Here is a 20,183-nt window from a genome sequence, read left to right on the forward strand (position 1 = left end):
AATCCTTTTTTTATTCCCTTTTTCCTAACTTAATAACATATAGGCCAGTCCATTATCCCTTAACTTAATGACATTGGCCGTAGGTATGCAACCTATAGAGGCGAAAGGCGCAGCGCATACCTTTCGTCGGTGTTACGCACCTACGGCGCGAACTTTCTTGCTTATTTTTTCTACCAATATTGGCCCCCGATGGGGCAGCGGAGCGATATTAATAGCAACGTAGTTATTTTCGCGCAGTATTTGTGCGTTAATACCTGAAGCCATCAAGCTAATGAGCTAAACAAAAAATGACCTGCCGGCTGACAGGTCATCTATATAAAATAAAGAATTATTTTTAAACTGCTAACGGTTCTTCCTTTTGAACCAGGAGGTCGGTATCCGGTTTTGAAACGTCGGTAAGGGCAACGCGACCACGATCTTTTCTCAGGATCCTGTTAAATAAGGAAATCTCCCTGTCAAACAAAAACCTAAAGAATAGTTTGGTCCACGAGGTATGATAATATAATGTATCATAATACTCGGGTGCGGTTTTCCTTATCTCCGGTAGTTTGTTCCATGGGATAGAAGGGAAATCGTGGTGCTCATTGTGGAAGCCAACATTAAATGCAAGCACATTCCATGAACCATAATAACTGTATGTTTCCTGTTCAACACTATGTGTGAGATAATGCTCCTGGATCCAACGCGCACCAAGCGGGTGCAGGCCAACCGAAAACGAAAAGCTCAGCAATAAAAATGCTATAGCAGGCCAGCCCATAAAATACCATATTGCTGTAGTGAATGCTGCCTGCAATACAAAATTAGTGATGATCCAGCCGTCGATCGGGTGAATTTCTCTTAACCTTGATAAGCGGAAAATCTGGAAAACCGGGAAAAACAAAAGCCACAAAGCTTTGCCAACAAACGAATTGCTGATCAGCTTTGCTTCCCATTTGTTAGGAAGATCGGCATCCAGCTCATGCACACCCTGGAATGAGTGGTGTTTGATATGGTATTTTTCGAATGATATTGCGCTTGGCAAAATTTGCGGCAGGTTTGAGAACATGGATGCCCAACGGTTTGCATTTGCATTTTTAAATAGTAGCTTGTGGGTACACTCATGAATCATTACAAACAAGGCGTGATCGGCAAATGCCCCTAAAAGATAAGCCGCTCCAAAAATAATCCACCATGATTGATCACGTACCAACCAGGCTAAAACAACCTGGAACGCTACCAGGCCTATAATGGCAAAAATGGTTAACGGATTTTTCCCTATCAGCTCCCGCAGTTGTGGAAATTGCTTTAAAATTTTTTTTGTTCGAATACGATGCGGCTCTGACTCTTGCGAGTAAACGAAATCTGTTCTTTTTGTCATTAGCTTATTTTAGGGTATCAGGGGTAAAGATAATAATATGAACCTTAAATATAATTTTATTGTAAATTTTTATTCCTGAAAATTAAATTAATAATTGATTTTTTTAATTGTATAACGAAAATTTTAGCTTAAATAGTATTAAAAAGCCCGAGCATATCATAGAGCTTAAAGGGGTAACGTTCAAAAATAGGCTTATTTTATAATGGCAGCCGTATCATCAACTATTGCACACCTCTTGCAGTTTTAAGGAATAAATATAATGCTTGATTCTGTAGGAATTTAGTCAGAGAACGGGTAGTTCCACAAAAATTATCGCTCGACGGGTCAAAAATCGTACGGCTTCGCGCAGGAAGCGTACGCTATCGAACACTTTTTAAATTAACATTGAATTTATTCATTTGATAATCAGATAGTTGTAAATAAGGTATCAATATTGGCATGGGTTAATAAAATAATAAATAATAATTCATCAATAAAAAATACAACAATGAAAACTATAGTTTTAACAACAGCAATCCTACTGGCAACAGTAATCGGCATAAATAAATCAGCCTATGCCGAAACAGTAAAAGACGATACTTATACTGTTTTAACCCAGGTAAGCAATATCAACAAAATTGAAGTTCATGGAAACGTAGAGCTGTATCTTTCTGACGGAAACAGCGACCAGGTAAAGGTTTACAATAACTATTACAAAGAAAGCGCATTGATCCAGGATCAAAACGGCACATTGTGCATCTCATCATACAAAACCGAAAAACTGGTTGTATGGGTTACCGTTAACGATTTACGCAGCCTGGCAATTTATGATAATGCAGAAGTAAAATCATTTGGTAAGCTATCGGCAATTGAGTTGGATGTTAAGTTATTTAACAACGCATCGGCACAATTAAATATGGATGCATTCCAGGCTTACATCACCTTAAACGACCGGGCTAAGGCAAGCCTGGCTGGAAACATTAACGAGGGTACCATCAAATATACCCACACTTCAGTTCTAAACACCGCAAACCTGCTATCCGGCAACGTAACCAAAACCGATGTGGATGACGTTAAGGATAACTCAGCAGATATTGTGTCACTATAAATAATAACCCAACCAATCAATCGGCCGGTTCAGCATATTTGCTGGGCCGGTTTTTTTATGGGAGAATTTAAGATGCCACTTATTTCACCTCGCCCGTTACCGGATGAATATTCTCATGAAAATGCCCTTTTCTGTACAAGATCCGCATTGCGCTTGGCAAAACAATCAGCAGCAAAGGCAAGGCAACTACAAATCCGCCAATAACGGCAATTGCCAGGGGTTGATGTAATTGCGCACCCGCGCCAATACCCAAAGCCAATGGCATCAGGGCAATAATAGCGCCTAAAGCCGTCATTAATTTTGGCCGTAAGCGGGTGGAAATGGAGAATATGATTGCTTCGTCGATACCGTTTTCTACATTATTTGCTATGTTTTCAAGCGCACGCTGCTTAAACTGTAAAAAGGTGAAAATGGCATTCTCGCCGATAATGCCGACTATCATGATCAACCCGGTGTAGCTACCCACATTGAGCGGGGTTCGGGTAATGTACAAAGCCAGGAAACTGCCTGATATACCCAATACCGCTACTATTAATATTAAAATGGCTATCCTGAATTGCTTAAACAGGAATAATATTACGGCAAACACCAGCAGGCTGGAGGTTATCAAAATTATAAGTAATTCTTTAAACGATTGTTGTTGCTGCGCATAGTCGCCGCCGTACTCTACATGATAACCGGTTGGCAGACTTATTTTTTGGGTGATGCTTTTTTGAATGGCGGGCATTACGGAACCCAGGTCGCTGCCCTCTAACCGGGCGCTTATTATGCCCATGGATTGAAGATTTTCCCTGTTAATTTCGGCGTCGCCTGCGCGAAGCTGTACCGATGCCAGTTCGCTGATGGGGATAAGTTTGCCGCTTGGTACAAACACGGTTTGATTTTGAATACCTGCTACATTTAAGCCCCGATTACCAGGATAAACCATGCGAATGGGCGAGAGCTGTTCGCGCTCAAGCATGTTGCCGATAATGTTCCCCTCCAATGCTGTTTGCAGTTGGAATTGCAGGCTGGCTGCTGTGATATTATACTGTGCGAGCTTGCTGTAAAAAGGATCGATACTTACTGATGGTCCTGCAATTATAACTCCATCCGATACATCGGCAGTGCCTTTTACATCCCTTACAACTTGTGCAATTTGTGTTGAAAGCGTCTGGATCCTCTGCTGATCATCACCAAATATCTTAATTTCAATAGGCTGTACAGACGACATCAAATCGCCAAGCATATCACCAATTACCTGGCCCAGGTCAATTGTTAATGCAGGCTGACTTGCGGCAATCTTTTTGCGCAGGTCGCTCATTACCTCCTCAGTGGTTTTGTCGCGGTCTTTTTTTAGCTGTATCAGGTAATCGCCCTTATTAGGTTCGGTAATAAAAAAACCCATTTCGGTGCCTGTGCGGCGCGAGTAGGCTTTAACCTCAGGTTGCTTGATAATTATTTTTTCAATATCACGCAGCATCCGGTCGGTTTCATCGAGCGATGTTCCTGGTGGCGATTTATAATCAAGCACTATACTGCCTTCATCCATTTCGGGCAGGAAACCGGTTTCGAGCAATGGCGGCACTATTACAATTGCAATTATTGTGGCTGCCATAATAATTAGGCTTACATACGGCCTTAATATAAACCACTTAACCCAGCGTTGTTTTTTAACATGGTGAACTTCCTCCTGTTTGCTTTTTGCACCGTCCTGGTGTTTGTGGCGGCTAAGCAGTAAATAAATCACCGGTAAGCCTATCCACGAAACAAAGAACGAACATACCAGCGTGATGATCATGGTATTGGTCAGTACATGGAAATACGCGCCCGCAACTCCCGTCATCAGCATGAAGGGGATAAATATTACGATAGTACTGATGGATGAACCCAGCATCGCCGGGAACAAATAGTCAATGGCAGTTTTTATCAGCTTTAACGGGCGCTCTTGTGGATGCTCCTCGTGGGTACGGTGAATTTGCTCCACAACGACGATGGCATCATCAATAATTAACCCCAGGGCAGCTGCGATGGCGCCCAGTGTCATAATATTTAGCGTGTAACCAATGCAGTAAAGCACGCCAATACTCAGGCACAAGGTTACAGGGATTGTAATAAGTATAACCGCGCTTGATTTTATCGATCTTAAAAAGATTATAGCAACAATAATGGCCAGCAGCAAACCAACCCATAAACAATCGCTAACGCTTTTTATTGATTCTTTCACAAAATCTGCCTGCACATAATATGGCTTTATGGAAACATCCTTCGGCAGCAGCTTTTGCAGATCGGTTACCTTGGCGTCCATATCTGCTGACAATGACACCAGGTTTGCATTGGGTTGTTTGATAACGGCTATCAGAACACCCTCATGCCCGTTGGCATTAATTCGGGTATATTCAATTCCTTCCTGTATGGCTATTTCGGCAAAATCCTTTAATCGTATTACACGTTTCCGGTTATTGGTGATCACCAGATTTTCCAGTTGGTCCTTTGCGTTGATGGTGGCATCGGTAACAGTCAGGTACATCCTTTTGTAATCGGATAGATAGCCTTCCGATTTTACAAAATTAGTAGTGCTTAGCGTGGTGCTGATGATATCGGGCGTTAAACCCAGCGAGCTCATTTTTTGCTTATTGAGTGTAAGCCAGTATTCCTTTGCCTTACCGCCAATTACCCTGATTTCCGATACCCCGTCAACCTGCGATAAAAAGGGTTTTACAGTATAAGTTGCTAATTGCCTGAGCTCGATAGGTGAACGGCTATGACTCTCCAGTGTATAGCCGCTTACCGGCAAAATGGAAGGGTTCATTTTCTCAACAGTGATGTTCACATCTGCCGGCAGGTCGTTTTTTATCTGGTCGATACTGGTCTGGATCTTTTGCTGGCTCAGGTCAATATCTGCACCCCAATTCATATAAGCCGAGATCTCGCAGCTGCCACGGCTGGTTGTGCTGCGTACCAGTTGAAGGTCGGGTACCTGCTTAATGGCATTTTCGAGCGGCTTGGTAACCGTTACCATCATTTTATTTACCGGTTGCAGGCCTTCCTCCGCAATAACCTTAATTTTGGGAAACGTTATTTCAGGAAATAAGGATGTTTGCAGCTTCGAATAGGCAAATAAACCGCCCAATAAAATAATGCCTAAAACCAGGCTGATAGGCTTTTTATGAAACAAGAAGCTATCCTTTATATCCTTTATCGGCTTCATGGCTTCACAATTTTAACTTTGGCCGTATCGGGCAGTCCATAATTTCCGCTGATAACGATCTTGTCTTGTTTACTGAAAGCGGGTGAAAGTACCTCAACCCTTTCGCCTGAAACAATTCCTTTCTTAACGGGCACTTTTACTGCAGTGGTGTCATTGATGAGTTTCATCACCCAAAACTCCGTTTGTGTTTCGTTAGCGAGTATGGCTGATTTGGGTAATGAAGCGGTGTTTGTTTTGGCTGATTTTACTATCCGTGCCTTTGCTATCAAATTCTCCGGGATCTGCTGGCTGCTGTTTACCTTGAGCACCACACCCTGCGTTTGCGAAACGGTATCAACCGTTGGCATAAACGAACTTACTATACCGCCGACCTTTGTGCCTCCGGGTAGCGTAAGGTCCACATTTTGCCCCATTTTTACATATTGCCTGAGTTCGTAAGGCAGTTGCATTAAAAAAACGAAGCTGCTGCGGTCGCTTATTACAGCAAGCGGTTCGCCATCGGCAACGTAGTCACCTTTTTGATGGCTTAACTGCGAAATATAACCCGACAATGATGCCCTGATTGCATTTACTCCCGAAAATTTAAATGTAGTGTCTAAAATATTAATGCTGTTGCCTATGCTTTGAGCTTCTTTGGTTTTAACAGTGAACAACAGTTGTCCTTTACCCACATTTTGCCCGGGCAGAATATTTACCTGTTGTATATAACCGTTGGCATTTGATTTAACGTAATTTTTTTGAAGGATGGTAGAGGTTGCGTTAAGGTCGATATAATCGGTTAACGTACTATCATTAATAGTGGTAATAGTAACCGGTGTTTGTGATGTTACTTTTGCATCCTCATCGTCAGCTTTATCAGCCCCGTGACAGGAGAAAAGTACGATGGAAATTCCTGTAATAAATAGTAGTTGCTTAACCAGGGGGTATTTAAGGTTCGATATTTTCATGTTTATCTGTTCCAGTAATTTAGCTGATTGATAAGCTGTAATTTGGTTATATTAGTAGTGGTTCTTAGATTTTTTACTGTAAGGTAGTTATTAATGGCCAAAATCAGGTCGGCAATGCGCAGGTCGCCGGTTTGCATCAGGCGGGTATCAACTTCTATCAGGCTTTTTGAATACTTAAGCTGATCATCCACCTGCTTCAGCAGGTTGTTGCTTTCTCCTATCTGTTGTTTAAGCTGCGCTATTTGCTGGCGGTACTGAACATCAAAAAATGCCTTGTAGTTTTGCCGGGTTTCCTCCTGTAATGAGATCTTATTGTATTGCATTTTTCGTTGCCCGCCATCGTAAAGCGGCAATGTGAAGCTAAAGCCCGCGCTTATGCCAAAGTTTTTATAGGCTTGCCCCATAAAATCGGAGTTATAGCCACCATCGGCCAGCAGGTTTATTTTGGGTTTATAACTAAAGTCTACTTGCTGGCGGCTGTTAACCAGCTTAAGGCTGTCAATTTTATATTGCTTAAAAAATATACTGGTATTTGCATCAGGCAGCAGGGGCAATTGTAAAGCCGGCTCCGCGAGTTCAATCATGCTGGTATCGGCAACACCGGCCAAATAATTAAGCGTGGTGTAATCGTTTTTGTATTGCTGGCGCGATTGAAACAGTGTTAGTTGTGCTTGTTTCAGCGTAACCAAAAAGGTTAAATAATCGCTTTGGCGGTATACGTTGCTGCGGGTAAGTTTTTTTAGCAGGGTTTCTTCCTGGCTTAACAGGTCAATAACTTCCTGGTTAAATTTAAACTGCTGCAAACTACCGTAAGCAGTGATGTATTGCGTAGTAATTGCCTTTTTTAGGTCTTGCTCCGAGATCTTACCCGAGTTAACAAGCGATTGTGACTGTAACACAATAGCCTGCACCTGCGATTCGATATTTTTTTTGCTGACAATGGCCTGGTTGACCCCAAATAACGCGTTTAAAGTATGCTCATTGGTTATAGCCGAAGCATAACCATAGCCATTGATCGTTGGGGCATATAAACCGCCGCTGTTTAAATTTACCTGCGGCCTTAATCCGGCGCGCAGCCGCAAGCTATCAATTTGGTTTGACGCTACCTGGTTGCGGAGATCCTTTAAAAGCGGGCTGTTACTTTTGGCGGTTTCTAAAAAATGATCCAGTGTGTTTGTTTGCCCGAATGATGCAGAACAAATGAAAAGGCACAAAATAATGCTGAAAAGCAATCTCATTAAAGATGTTTCTAAGGGTATTTATTTAGCTAAATTAAAATTTAATTCTGGATTAATTTGGGACGGGTAGATTTATTGAACCAGTAAATCAACGCGTACAGGTTTAAAATTGTAACGATGTAGAGACACAATACTTTGTGTCTTTTTAACGCTAGTAGAGTAGAGACAGAAAGTATTCTGTCTCTACGCGGATATTTAATCAAAACTCCACCACAAAAACATGAAATTTATCCTCAAATAAATATTCCAGCCTGAACCCGAAATTCTCGCAGATCTGCCTTGAAATAGTTAACCCCAGCCCACTTCCCTCGGAGCCGGATGATTTATGAAAACGGGTGAAGATTTTCTCCTCCTCCAATTGTTCGGGGCCGCCGGTGTTTTTGATTACCAGGCTTTGGCTGGTTAACCGAATAACTATCTCTCCGCCGTTGTAATTATGCCTGATGGCGTTGCTAATAAGGTTGCTAAGTAATATTTCTGCAAGATACCGGCTGGCGTTGACCTCTTTGTCTTCAAGATTAACGACTAGGTTCAAATTCTTATCGTTAAAAATTTCTTCAAATTGGGAGAGCATTTCTTCAAGCAACTCCCGCAAATTTATCTGCTGTTTATCATGCAGTAACCTGTTCTCAATTTTCACCAGCAGCAACAGCGACTGATTTAACCGGTTTAACCTGGAAACAGCGCCGTACAGATCGTTTAACAGGTTGCTTTGCCTGTCGCTGAAGTTTTCGGTTTGGATCAGGGTATCTAATTTTGAGTTGATCACAGCAATTGGGGTCAATAACTCGTGCGAGGCATTTTCGGTAAATACTTTTAAATCCTGGTAGTCATGTTTGGCCCTCGCCGCCATTTCGGCAACGGTGGTGTTCAGTTCCTTAAATTCATCAATAGTTGTGGGCACGCTGGGGATCTCGTGTGTATCGGCAATGTTGAATAACCGCAACTCGCCCATAATATTATAAAATGGCTGCCACAGGCGGTTTAAGATCAGCCGGTTTGTTAACAATAAGATCAATAGTAAAAATAAGATGAGACCGATAGTGATAAAAAATATAAGCCGGATCAGGTCCTCTGTTTCTACCTTTGATTCTATAATCTGTATTTTGTAATACTTATCTCCTACGGTAACCGAACTGATTAAACCACGACCCGATTCATATTCGCCGCCATGCCTGTGGTGTCTGTGACCCTCGTCCTTCTCAAAATATTGGGTATTGAAAAATTCACGCTGTATGGAACCTGGTACTGCCGTATAAAAAGTAATTTGTTGGTCGTTTGATTCAAAGGTTTGCGGCAGTTCGTGGTTTAACTTCACATAGTCAAAAATCTCCTGCTCTTCAACCACCAGGTCCTTATCTTTTTGACCGGTTAAAATATAACTGATGGCCTGGTAGTAAATAATGCCGGTTATCAGCATTACTATAATGGTAGTGGCCAGGTTTACCCGGTTGTAAGTAGTTAGCAGCTTCATGGTGCCGAAAACTTGTAACCCATACCGTAGGCTGCCTGGATATAATCTGTACAGCCAGCCTCCATTAATTTTTTGCGGATGTTTTTTATGTGCGAATAAATAAAATCAAAATTATTAGCCATGTCGATCCCATCGCCCCAAAGATGCTCGGCTATGGCATTTTTTGATACCACTTTGCCTTTATTGGCTATAAAATATAATAACAAAGCAAACTCCTTGCGGGTGAATTTTACCGGGGTTTTATCAACCTTAACCTCTTTAGCCATCAGGTCGATAGTGATCTCATTAAACACCAGCAGGTTGCTGCCGTTGTAACTTTTACGGCGGATGATTGCAGATACTCTTGCCTTCAATTCTGATAGGTGAAATGGTTTAACAAGGTAATCGTCGGCCCCGATATTCAGCCCCTCGAGGCGGTCGTCGAGCGAATTTTTTGCAGAAATGATAAGCACACCATCTGGATGGTTGTTTTCCTTAAGGCTTTTCAGAATGTTGATGCCGTTACCGTCGGGCAGGGTAATATCAAGCAGAATGCAGTCATAGCGGTAAAGATTGACCTTGCTCAAAGCACTTTGGTAGCTGTCGGCAGTTTCACAAATATTGCCTGATTCGGTAAAATATTCTTCAATACTTTCCCGCAGGCCTTCCTCATCTTCAATGATCAGTATTTTCAAAAGCGTTTTTGTTTATAAAGATAGCCGCTGATTTTGGATGATTTTAGGATTTCGCGGAATTATTTTCGACCGCTGATTTTTCGTGATTAAATTGATTCAATGATTTAAGATGGCTGAACAACTTTTATACAAGTTTACTAGCTAGCTTTGTTAAACATTAGTCCTATAATTTTAATAATCATACAAATCTTAGTTATATGTGGTGGATCTACGCGTTACTCTCAGCCCTGTTTGCAGCCTTAACTGCAATATTTGCAAAAGTTGGTATCAAAGGAGTTGATACCGACCTGGCAACTGCCATCCGTACAGTTGTAATATTGCTGATTGCCTGGGCAATTGTTTTTTTTAAAGGCAGCGCCGCCGGCATGGGTGGCCTCACTAAAATCAACTGGACATTTCTTGTGCTTTCAGGATTAGCCACGGGCTTATCGTGGATCTGCTATTTTAAGGCGCTGCAATTGGGCAAGGTGTCGCAGGTGGCGCCTATCGATAAGCTAAGCGTGGCGCTTGCCATAATACTGGCGGTACTATTTTTAAAGGAGTCACTTAGTATAAAGCAGGCTGTTGGGGCGTTGATGATAATCGGAGGTAGTGTGGTGCTGATCTTTGCCTGATATTTGTAATTTAACTATTACATAATCATTTCTCAAAATACAGTTTTAATACAAAGTTGACTTGGAATTTTGTAGCCGTACTTTATTTGAAGCAACTGAATGAAACGGACCCCTTTATTTTTAATATTACTTTTTCTCGTATCGGGTCTTTTCGCCCAAAATAATAATTCAAACAATACCGGTAAAATAAGCGGGAAGGTAATTGATGCAATATCAAAGGTACCGGTTGATTATGCTACGGTAGGTATTTACAAGCAGGGAACAGCATCACCATTCAACGGTGCAAGTACCGATCCTAAGGGGAATTTTAAGATAGATAAAGTCGCTGCCGGAGAGTACACTATAAAAGTTGACTTTTTAGGCTATAAGCAATTGGTGGTTGAGCACCTGGTGATCAGCAATACTGTAAAAAGCTTATCACTGGGCAATATTGTGTTATCCCCGGTACAAAATCAGTTAAGCGGTGTGGTTATTAAGGCGACAGCACCAACCGTTGAAAATAAGATTGACAAGCTGGTATACAATCCTGCGAATGATTTGACGGCACAGGGAGGGGTGGCAACTGATGTGCTGCGTAAGGTACCCATGGTTACTGTTGATATCGATGGTAATGTTGAACTGATGGGCAATGCTAATGTGCGGTTTTTAATAAACGGAAAGCCCTCAAGTATTTTTGGTGCGAGCCTTACAGATGCTTTGCAGGCAATTCCGGCAAGCCAGATAAAAAGTATTGAAGTGATCACCAGTCCTGGAGCAAAGTACGACGCTGAAGGAACAGGCGGTATTATCAATATTATTTTAAAGGATAGCAAGGTCCAGGGGATAAACGGCAGCGTTAACCTTTCTGCCGGAACAAGGCTTGAAAACGGGTCATTCAATCTAAACGCACGTAAAGGAAACTTTGGCGTGAATGCCTTTTTTAGCGGCAACGAGCAGTTGAACAGCACGGCAATAACTACAACTAACCGTACCTCATACAGTAATACCAGAGATACCATTACGCGCCTTTATCAAAAGGGAAGCAGCGCATTTAGGCGAAGCGGTTACCAATCAGGAATCAGCTTTAACTGGAGCATCAGCCCTAAGGACGAACTTACAGCGGCAGTTAATTTTAATCATTTCGGCAACCATGGAGGCGGCATAACCAATTTGGACCAAAGTACATTTTCAACGCTCACAAATCTGACCGTGGATACGTTAAGTCGTACAAATTCAAATAGCCGCTTCAGCGCAAATTCAACAGACTGGAGTTTAGCCTACAAAAAAACTTTTAGTAAGGAAGGGCAGGAACTGGATGTACTGTACAACGCCAGCTATGGTAATAATGTGAACAATTACTCGCTTGAACAGGATTACATCACCTCCGGAATTGCGTCTACAGGATCATTGAGCAATAATCCTGGAAAGGATAAGGAAACAGATATCGCGGTTGATTATACGCAGCCCTTTGCAAAGGATTTCACCGTTGAAACCGGGGCCAAAGCGGTAATAGAGAATTTAAACAATAGTGTGGTTACAGAAACCTTGAGTAACGGCGGGTATGTGCCAAATCCGTTTCAAACCTATGGCTTTAATTATAAGCGCATAGTGTTTGCGTATTACCTGTCATCATCGTTCTCTCTGTTTAATTTTATTGATGGAAAGGCAGGATTGAGATATGAGCATACCAGTTCCACGTCCGATTTTCCAAATACCGTGATCCCATCGTATGGTATTTTTGCCCCTTCGTTTGTGTTGTCGCACAAACTGGACAAAACAGAAACTATTAAATTTAGCTACAGCTACAGATTGGAGCGCCCTGAGTACAGGGATTTGAACCCGTTTTATAACATTAGCGATCCGCATAACATCAGCACTGGTAATCCAAACCTGAAACCTGAATTGGGGCATAATTTTGAATTGGGCTATAACAAATCGTTTGACGGCGGGGCCAATATTTACCTTGCGGGATTTTACAGGTATAACACCAACGATATACAATCGTTCACCACGTTTTACCAAAGCCTGCGGGTAGGCGACTCAACCTATACCAATGTTTCGTTAAACCAGCGTTACAACATTGGCAAGGAAACCACCACGGGCATAAATATTTTCGGGTCGTTGCCGGTAACCGGTAAACTGAGCCTGCGCTCAAATATGTTTTTTGCCGATAGGATAACCAATAACCCAGGCAGCCCGCAGGTGAGCGGTTTTGCTTATCGCATTAACCTGAACGGAAGTTACCAGCTTGCAGATGACCTGGCTGCCGAATTTTTTGTAAACTACCGTTCTTCTCAAAAGGGAATCCAGGGCACTAACCCGGCTTTCGCCTTTTATAACATTGCTGTACGCAAACAGTTCATGAATAAAAAGGCGAGTATCGGATTAACTGCCGCAAATCCGTTTAGCCAGTACATCAACCAAAAACAAACTACGTTTGGTTCTAATTTCGATCAAACAACCATCAGGCAGGTGCCCTTTCGCTCATTTGGCATAAGCATAAGTTATAAGTTTGGTAAGCTCGAATTTAAAAAGGATAAGGAAAAAGACGATAACGGTCAGCAGGTGCCGGGAGATAACGGCGGTTAACCGCATGGTTTCTAGTTTGATACAAATCGGTTTCGTATTTTTTTTATATTTTTTGTAAAAAAGTTGGCTTGTTTAATTAAAAATGATAATTTGCCGACAGTAAATGAGGAAAAAATTATCATCCCTAATTGTCCTTTTATGCATGGCGTATATTGTGCCATGTGCCGCCCACGCCCGGAAATCTCACAAGGCGCATAAAATTACCCACCACAAATTCTCTTACAAAACAACTTATAGGGAACATGTAATACCTGTTTACAGGGAATCGATGGATACTGACAGCGTTTCAGCGGATAGCCTTATGCAGTTTGCGCAAAGCCTGTTGGGGACCCGTTATCGCCCTGCAACCTCAGACCCAAATCGTGGTTTTGACTGTTCGGGTTTTGTAAGTTACGTATTCAAGAATTTCAACTTTAACGTTCCACGCTCGTCCTGCGAATTCATTAACGTAGGCCAGAAAGTAAGATACGAAGACGCCCGTCCCGGTGATATTATATTGTTTACAAGCCCAACTAACAGGCACAGGATAGGGCATGTTGGTATTGTTTACAGCAACAATGGCGATGAATTTAAATTCATTCATTCAACCTCGGGTAAGGAATACGGCGTAACCATTTCGTCTATGGACGATACCTATAAACGCCGTTTTGTACAGGTCGTTCGCCTGCTGAAACAAAATGACGTGTTTTTGGCAAGCAGGTAAATACACAATACTTTGCACCTGGTTGTGCTGCTCTTTCTGTCAAAATCCGTATTTTTACGTTTACTATTTTTAAGTGGACGAACTAACTACCAGTACAAAAACACCTCATCAATTAAGGGTAGCCTGCACAGCATTCTATTTTATTTCCGGCTTTGGTTATTCAACCTGGGCATCGCGCATCCCAACCATTAAGCACGCATTAAATTTAAACGAAGCTCAGCTTGGGTCAATTTTGTTTGCTATGCCAATTGGCTTGCTGCTTACCATGCCGGTTACAAACCGACTGCTGACCAAATATACCAGCAGGGCGGTAATGCTTTTTGGCTCAGTGTTTTTATGCGTTAACCTGGTTATTATTGGCTATTCAAATGCGGTATGGCAGCTGGTGATCATGTTGTTTTGCTTCGGCTCGGCGCGCAACCTCATGACGCTTTCCATAAATACCCAGGGTGTTGCCATTCAGGCTTTATACAGCAAATCAATTATGGCTACATTTCATGGCATCTGGAGCTTGGCGGGATTTGCCGGCGCAGCTGTGGCGTATTTGATGGTATTCTTTAACATTGGCGTACATTATCATTTTTTGTTTGTAAGTATCGGCCTGCTCATCATCACATTTTACTTTATAAAAAACACTATCGATCAAAAGCCAATTCCGCAAAGCCGCAAGCCCATATTTTCATTGCCTGATAAATACCTGATCAACTTTTCCCTCATCTGCTTTGCCAGCATGGCCTGCGAAAATGCAATATATGATTGGGGTGCAATTTACTTTCAAAAGGCGGTACACACTGAAAAGGCCACCGCTACAGCGGCATTTGTAATTTATATGGTGGCCATGACGACCGGCCGCTTCGTAGGCGACAGGCTGGTAACCCGGCTGGGTATAAAAACCGTGTTGAGATTTAGCGGCATTTTTATTTTCTGCGGATTGCTGCTGGCTGTGATTTTACCTTATCAGATTCCGGCTGCTATTGGCTTCATGCTTACGGGGCTGGGTGTGTCATGCGTTGTACCAATGGTGTTCAGCCTGGCCGGTAAGTCAAAAACCATGAGTAGTTCATCGGCATTGGCTTCAATTTCTACCATTGGTTATGCCGGTTTTTTGGTCGTCCCGCCGTTTGTGGGCTATATCGCCCATGCATCAAGTATTCGCCTGTCATTCGGGGTAATTGCCCTTTTTGGGGCGATGATAGTGTTGCTGGTATCAAAATTAAAAGATGATGATAAGCAATCAAGCGATGACGCCATTCTTTTGCCTGAAGATTAATTAAACTAAAATATAAGTTATTCAAAATAATTGCGTTAAGTGAACTTATGCGCACCCTTAAGCTCATCACAAGATTTTACAGTGGAATATTTTTAGCCAACTTTTTAGTAACCCTTAGCTGTATTGGTTTATTGATTTTTTATGGCGCGCATGCTATGGAGTTGATAGGTGTGCTGTTTTGGTATAAAATTATTACCATAGGTATGATATTTTCAACCTGGATCTACTACAAAAAGAAAGAACTGTACTATTACCAAAACCTTGGCATTTCAAAGATAAAACTGGCGGTCGCCACATCCACTTTTGATTTTTTACTTTGGCTGATAGCGATAATTATAACCACTAAGCGATAAAATGATCCACACCCTGGAAGCAGACGGCATTCAACTTGATTTCGGCACGAGGCGCATCCTTTCAGATGTATACTTAAAGTGCGAAACCGGGAAAATTTCCGGTCTGCTTGGCCGAAACGGGCAGGGAAAGACCTGCCTGATGAACATTATCCTCGGCACTTTAAATTCATCCATCAATTCTATCCGGTTTGATGGTAACGTAACCCGCAAGGTAAGTAAGCGGCCCGACCTGCTTTTATACCTCCCGCAATTCAACTTTATCCCCAATGGGCTCACAGTTAAAACAGTGCTGGACGATTTTAAGCTTTCTGCCAACGAACTTGAAGCTCGCTTTCCGGAATTTAAGTCTAGATACGACCTGAAGGTAAACCAGCTCTCCGGCGGCCAGTGGCGAACACTGGAATTATACATTGTTGTAAAAACGCCCTCGCTGTTTGCTATGCTCGATGAGCCGTTCACGCATTTAAACCCTATCCAGATAGAAAACGTTAAGGAGTTTTTATTGGAAGAGAAGGCAAACAAAGGTTTGCTGATAACCGACCATATGTACAGCCACCTGCTTGATATAAGCGATGCAGTATATTTATTAAAGGATGGCAAAACCCACCTCACCAAAACTGTTGAAGACCTGGAAGATTTAGGATATATAAGAATAGGCTATTGATCGAATTGTAACGATTATAAAAAGTTAAATTAACTAAAGCAATAGTTGATATTTGATTTTCTTATAGTTAAATTTGGTTATGACCAAAACCATGTTGCTGCTGATCTTTCTGTTGCCTGTTAGCGTATTTGGACAAATAACCATTACAGGTAAAGTTATTGGTCAGGCCGATACTAAACCGGTTGCCAATGCAAGTGTTTTTTTAAGTAACGCAGCTATTGGTGGCAAAACAGCTAATGATGGTAGCTTTAGTTTGCAGAATGTAAAGCCAGGCAGATATGACCTTATCGTTTCTATCATAGGTTTTGATGTCTTCAAACAATCGGTAATTGTTGGCGGCAATGATGTTGTACTACCAGTTATCGCTATTTCTCCTAAAATTATTTCCCTGAACATCATAACAGTAAAGGCATCCAGAACCGATCCTGATAGAGAGAAGTACTACCTAAAGTTTAAGAACGAATTCCTGGGCAGCACCAATCTTTTGAAGGAGTGCACCATCATGAACCCTGAACTGCTCGATTTTAACTTCAATGCAGATAGTAACATTTTAAGAGCATCATCGGTTGATTTTTTGGAGATAGAAAATCGTGCGCTGGGCTACAAATTAAAATATCTGTTAAAGGACTTTTTGCTTGATAATTCGAGTTTTGATACAAAACTACTTAACTATAACGGTTATGTTTTGTACGAAAAATTAAAAGGTACCGCAATACAGGAAAAAGAGTGGGAAAAACGCAGACGTGAAGCTTATGAAGGCTCACAAATGCATTTTTTGCGTGCGGTTATCGATAACCGGGTAGAGGAAGAAGGCTTCCGGGTATTGCGCTTGCCTGTAAAAAAGGGTTATGTACCCGACAGTGTTTTTTATATCGACAAAAAACTGGCTAGCGGAATAAAGAAAAAGGATTCATTAGTTACAGGTCCGGACCAGGCGGGACTATATAATTTGATGAGTAAAAACTCCATGCTTTACATCAGCTATAATAAATATCATCATTTTAATAATTCTTCATATGCCAAATTAGGAAACCAGGATAATACGGTTGTTACATTCAATGCTCCCTGGGTGACATTCGACAATAACGGAACAATTACCGATCCGCATAACTTAACTTATGACGGAGCATGGGCCAGATCGGGAGTTGCGGGGCTGCTTCCGGTTGATTATGATGATGAACAAAAAATAGTTACAAACGCTGATAGTACACTCAATAAAATCAGGGATAAACTGTTTAAGTATGCGGGAGAGCATGTCACCGAAAAGGCCTACCTGCAATTTGACAAGCCCTATTATGCAGCCGGCGATACCATTTACTTTAAAGCCTACCTAACGCAAGGGGCCCAGCATATTCCGTCGCAATTGAGCGGGGTGTTGCATGCCGACCTGATAAATGCTGACAACAAGGTGGCGAATTCGATATGGTTGGCCCTGGATAAGGGTATTGGTTGGGGCGATTTTGCTTTACCCGATACTTTGGTGGCAGGCAATTATCGCGTAAGGGCGTATACCAACTTAATGCTGAATGGTGATGGCGCAAATTACTTTGACCAGCTTATACCGATAGGCTCCTTAGCTGCCAAAAAATTCGCTGAAAGCGGTTCGTTTAAAAAGCAGGTTATCATCGCAAAGACCACTATTGTGACCCATAAAACAGATGTGCAATTTTTACCGGAGGGAGGTAATCTTATAACCAGCGTTTATTCAAAAGTTGGATTTAAAGCGGTAGCCGAAAATGGGCTTGGAACGGATGTTAAGGGAACTGTAGTTGATGACCTTGGCGCAGAAGTTTGCACATTTGCATCAACTCATTTAGGTATGGGGGCATTTAGTTTCGTTCCGGAGGCAGGGCGAACTTACAAAGCGCAGCTGAATTACATTGATGGTACAACCGCAACTATCGATCTGCCCAAAGCTACAGGAGCCGGTTATACCATCAGCATAAACAACACAGATGCCGACAATGTCAGGTTAAGGGTAACTGCCGGAGGTGTAAGCCTAACTGATAAATTGAGCCTGGTAGCACAAGCTGGCGGAATTATTTATTACGCCGCCGAAAGCGGCCCGTTCAATAAGTTTTTTACGGCTGTTATCCCTAAGAGAAAATTCCCATCGGGTATAGTTCAATTTACCTTGTTTAATGCAGCGGGGGAGCCATTAACGGAAAGGCTGGCATTTATTGACAATAAGGACCAGTTAAAAATAGACGTATCACCCGATAAAAACATTTACGCAACCCGGCAAAAGGTAAAGATCAATTTAAATACGCAGAACGGTAATGGCAGTCCATCGCCGGGGAGTTTTTCGGTTGCTGTTACTGATGAATCAAAAGTGCCGGTTAACGAACGCAATGAAAACAGTATTCTTGCTAATTTACTGCTGACTTCGGAACTGAAGGGAAACATTGAACAACCAAACTATTATTTCATTAATAGCAATGAAAAGACGCAGGCTGATCTTGACCTGCTGATGCTTACCCAGGGCTATCGCAATTTTTCATGGAAAAAGGTATTTAACAACCAAAAGCTTCCTGTTTTTTATCAGCCCGAAACCGGTTTGACTATAGCAGGGCAGGTTACCCGGAGCAATAAGCCGTTGGCTGGCTGTAAGGTAAGTTTATTTACGACCAAAGGCGGTCCTTTTTTTAAGGATACCGTGTCTGACGCGGATGGAAACTTTGCATTCCGCGACCTGGCGTATAACGACAGCACAAAATTTGTATTGCAGGCGAAGGCAAATAAGGGGCAGGATAACGTTGCAATCAAACTGGAGGGAAAATCACCGCCAAGCGTTTCCATGGTAAATTTTGCCGTAAGTAATTACGAGGCTTCGGTTGATACAACTAGCGGTTTGCAACCGTATTTAAATAATCAAAAAGAATTTTACAAAGAGCAGGCTAAACTGGGGATAAACCAACACCCTGCATTATTAAAGGAGGTAGTGATCAGGGATAAAAAGAGCTTTCTGAAGCACTCTGATAATTTAAATGGACCCGGTAACGCCGACCGGGTGGTGACTGCCGACCAATTAAAGGATTTACCAGGAAATACTTTATCATTCCGTTTGGGGCAAATATTGATGGGCTCAGTTTTCTTTAGATATGGTGTGCCTTACAGGGGGCCGCCCCAGCTTCATGCGCCAATGCAAATTATAATAGACGGCGACTTTGTTAGCTACAATGATTACGACCATCTTGACCCGGACCGGGTTCAGAGCGTTGAAGTGCTGTCAAGCCCTAGCTATGGTACTGCTTATGGTAGTAAGGGCGGTGACGGTATTTTATTGATTACAACAAAGCGGGGCGAGGATTATAAAAGGGAGCAGGAGCATTCGGGTGTAAATAAGCCGCCGGTTTTACTAAAAGAAGTGCACGTAAAAGCGAAAAAAGAACCTGCTATTCCGCATTCTGATAACCTGAACGGGGCTGGAGTTGCAGACCAGGTGGTTTCGGCAAAGGAACTGGAGAAGCTCGTTTGCGGAAGAATTGTGGATTGTTTATCCGGCGTGCTTACCAGCGTAATGTTTAGAGGAGGAGTTCCGCTTAACGCGCGGATGCACCTGGCAAAAATGGCCGTAGTAATTGATGGTAATTTTTTGGACGATAATGACTATGATATACTCGATAACCTGCATGCGGAGGATATTGAAGGAATTGAGGTTGTTCTTGGTCCGCATTATGGGGCTATTTACGGACAGCGGATGGCAAATGGCGGCTTGATCATCACCACAAAACGAGCGCAAAAGATCAACAATTATTACCGCTATGCGCCCGGCGTAACCACATTTGCCGCCGAAGGCTATTACAAAGCCCGTGAGTTTTACTCACCCCAATACAATAGCCCATTAGCCAACCAGCAAGCGCGCGATTTGCGAAGCACAATTTATTGGAAACCCAACATTACAACCGACAAGGACGGCAAAGCTTCTTTTGAATATTTTAATGCCGATGGGAAAGGAACCTATCGCATTGTGATTGAAGGCATTGATGCCGACGGCAATTTAGGCAGGCAGGTTTACCGTTACAAAGTTGAATAAACAGACAC

At 42.3% G+C, this 20,183-nt stretch carries 14 protein-coding genes; 8 read left to right on the forward strand and 6 right to left on the reverse strand.

What is annotated here, in order from left to right; all coding sequences use genetic code 11:
* Positions 1-334: 334 nt before the first annotated feature.
* A complete protein-coding gene (locus KXD93_RS25355; RefSeq protein WP_258140303.1) occupies positions 335-1,357 on the reverse strand; it encodes a fatty acid desaturase in 1,023 nt (340 codons plus the stop codon).
* A gap of 487 nt (positions 1,358-1,844) precedes the next feature.
* Here KXD93_RS25355 and KXD93_RS25360 point away from each other — a divergent pair, with 487 nt between their 5' ends.
* Positions 1,845-2,444, forward strand: coding sequence for a GIN domain-containing protein (locus tag KXD93_RS25360; protein ID WP_258140305.1), 600 nt, complete (start codon positions 1,845-1,847; stop codon positions 2,442-2,444).
* Positions 2,445-2,523: 79 nt separating this feature from the next.
* Here the strand turns inward: KXD93_RS25360 and KXD93_RS25365 are convergent, their stop codons facing one another.
* The 5 genes from KXD93_RS25365 to KXD93_RS25385 all read right to left on the reverse strand — a co-directional run bounded on the left by KXD93_RS25365 (position 2,524) and on the right by KXD93_RS25385 (position 9,967).
* Positions 2,524-5,634, reverse strand: coding sequence for an efflux RND transporter permease subunit (locus KXD93_RS25365; protein ID WP_258140307.1), 3,111 nt, complete (start codon positions 5,632-5,634; stop codon positions 2,524-2,526).
* The gene (locus KXD93_RS25370) at positions 5,631-6,581 is read right to left on the reverse strand and encodes an efflux RND transporter periplasmic adaptor subunit (protein WP_258140309.1); all 951 of its coding nucleotides are present in this window, start codon (positions 6,579-6,581) and stop codon (positions 5,631-5,633) included. The genes KXD93_RS25365 and KXD93_RS25370 overlap by 4 nt, the downstream gene beginning before the upstream one ends.
* Before the next feature lie 2 nt (positions 6,582-6,583).
* Entirely contained in the window at positions 6,584-7,819 is a 1,236-nt protein-coding gene (locus KXD93_RS25375) for a TolC family protein (RefSeq protein WP_258140311.1), read from the reverse strand.
* A 199-nt stretch (positions 7,820-8,018) separates the two neighbouring features.
* Positions 8,019-9,293 carry a sensor histidine kinase gene (locus KXD93_RS25380; protein WP_258140313.1) on the reverse strand — a complete coding sequence of 425 codons (1,275 nt, stop codon included), beginning with the start codon at positions 9,291-9,293 and terminating at the stop codon, positions 8,019-8,021.
* Positions 9,290-9,967, reverse strand: a complete 678-nt coding sequence (locus KXD93_RS25385) for a response regulator transcription factor (RefSeq protein ID WP_258140315.1) — start codon at positions 9,965-9,967, stop codon at positions 9,290-9,292. The genes KXD93_RS25380 and KXD93_RS25385 overlap by 4 nt, the downstream gene beginning before the upstream one ends.
* A 197-nt stretch (positions 9,968-10,164) precedes the next feature.
* On the opposite strand from KXD93_RS25385, the gene KXD93_RS25390 reads away from it, so the two are divergent.
* The 7 genes from KXD93_RS25390 to KXD93_RS25420 all read left to right on the forward strand — a co-directional run bounded on the left by KXD93_RS25390 (position 10,165) and on the right by KXD93_RS25420 (position 20,175).
* Entirely contained in the window at positions 10,165-10,581 is a 417-nt protein-coding gene (locus tag KXD93_RS25390; protein ID WP_258140317.1) for an EamA family transporter, read from the forward strand.
* Positions 10,582-10,680: 99 nt separating this feature from the next.
* Positions 10,681-13,149, forward strand: a complete 2,469-nt coding sequence (locus KXD93_RS25395; protein WP_258140319.1) for a TonB-dependent receptor — start codon at positions 10,681-10,683, stop codon at positions 13,147-13,149.
* Positions 13,150-13,252: 103 nt separating this feature from the next.
* Complete coding sequence (locus tag KXD93_RS25400) at positions 13,253-13,852, forward strand: C40 family peptidase (protein ID WP_258140321.1); 600 nt, start codon at positions 13,253-13,255, stop codon at positions 13,850-13,852.
* A 73-nt stretch (positions 13,853-13,925) separates the two neighbouring features.
* On the forward strand, positions 13,926-15,122 hold the full coding sequence (locus KXD93_RS25405; protein WP_258140323.1) for an MFS transporter: 1,197 nt from the start codon (positions 13,926-13,928) through the stop codon (positions 15,120-15,122).
* Between the two features lie 47 nt (positions 15,123-15,169).
* Positions 15,170-15,475, forward strand: a complete 306-nt coding sequence (locus KXD93_RS25410; RefSeq protein ID WP_258140324.1) for a hypothetical protein — start codon at positions 15,170-15,172, stop codon at positions 15,473-15,475.
* 1 nt (position 15,476) lies between these two features.
* The gene (locus KXD93_RS25415) at positions 15,477-16,139 is read left to right on the forward strand and encodes an ATP-binding cassette domain-containing protein (protein ID WP_258140326.1); all 663 of its coding nucleotides are present in this window, start codon (positions 15,477-15,479) and stop codon (positions 16,137-16,139) included.
* Between the two features lie 79 nt (positions 16,140-16,218).
* Positions 16,219-20,175, forward strand: coding sequence for a carboxypeptidase regulatory-like domain-containing protein (locus tag KXD93_RS25420; protein WP_258140328.1), 3,957 nt, complete (start codon positions 16,219-16,221; stop codon positions 20,173-20,175).
* The last annotated feature ends 8 nt before the right edge of the window (positions 20,176-20,183 follow it).

This window comes from Mucilaginibacter phenanthrenivorans (assembly GCF_024721155.1).
Classification (GTDB): domain Bacteria; phylum Bacteroidota; class Bacteroidia; order Sphingobacteriales; family Sphingobacteriaceae; genus Mucilaginibacter; species Mucilaginibacter phenanthrenivorans.

Coding starts and splice junctions, on each gene's coding strand:
- KXD93_RS25395 (WP_258140319.1), top strand. CDS start 10,681: ATGAAACGGACCCCTTTATTTTTAATATTACTTTTTCTCGTATCGGGT.
- KXD93_RS25420 (WP_258140328.1), top strand. CDS start 16,219: ATGACCAAAACCATGTTGCTGCTGATCTTTCTGTTGCCTGTTAGCGTA.
- KXD93_RS25415 (WP_258140326.1), top strand. CDS start 15,477: ATGATCCACACCCTGGAAGCAGACGGCATTCAACTTGATTTCGGCACG.
- KXD93_RS25355 (WP_258140303.1), bottom strand. CDS start 1,357: ATGACAAAAAGAACAGATTTCGTTTACTCGCAAGAGTCAGAGCCGCAT.
- KXD93_RS25400 (WP_258140321.1), top strand. CDS start 13,253: ATGAGGAAAAAATTATCATCCCTAATTGTCCTTTTATGCATGGCGTAT.
- KXD93_RS25380 (WP_258140313.1), bottom strand. CDS start 9,293: ATGAAGCTGCTAACTACTTACAACCGGGTAAACCTGGCCACTACCATT.
- KXD93_RS25375 (WP_258140311.1), bottom strand. CDS start 7,819: ATGAGATTGCTTTTCAGCATTATTTTGTGCCTTTTCATTTGTTCTGCA.
- KXD93_RS25370 (WP_258140309.1), bottom strand. CDS start 6,581: ATGAAAATATCGAACCTTAAATACCCCCTGGTTAAGCAACTACTATTT.
- KXD93_RS25410 (WP_258140324.1), top strand. CDS start 15,170: ATGCGCACCCTTAAGCTCATCACAAGATTTTACAGTGGAATATTTTTA.
- KXD93_RS25365 (WP_258140307.1), bottom strand. CDS start 5,634: ATGAAGCCGATAAAGGATATAAAGGATAGCTTCTTGTTTCATAAAAAG.
- KXD93_RS25360 (WP_258140305.1), top strand. CDS start 1,845: ATGAAAACTATAGTTTTAACAACAGCAATCCTACTGGCAACAGTAATC.
- KXD93_RS25390 (WP_258140317.1), top strand. CDS start 10,165: ATGTGGTGGATCTACGCGTTACTCTCAGCCCTGTTTGCAGCCTTAACT.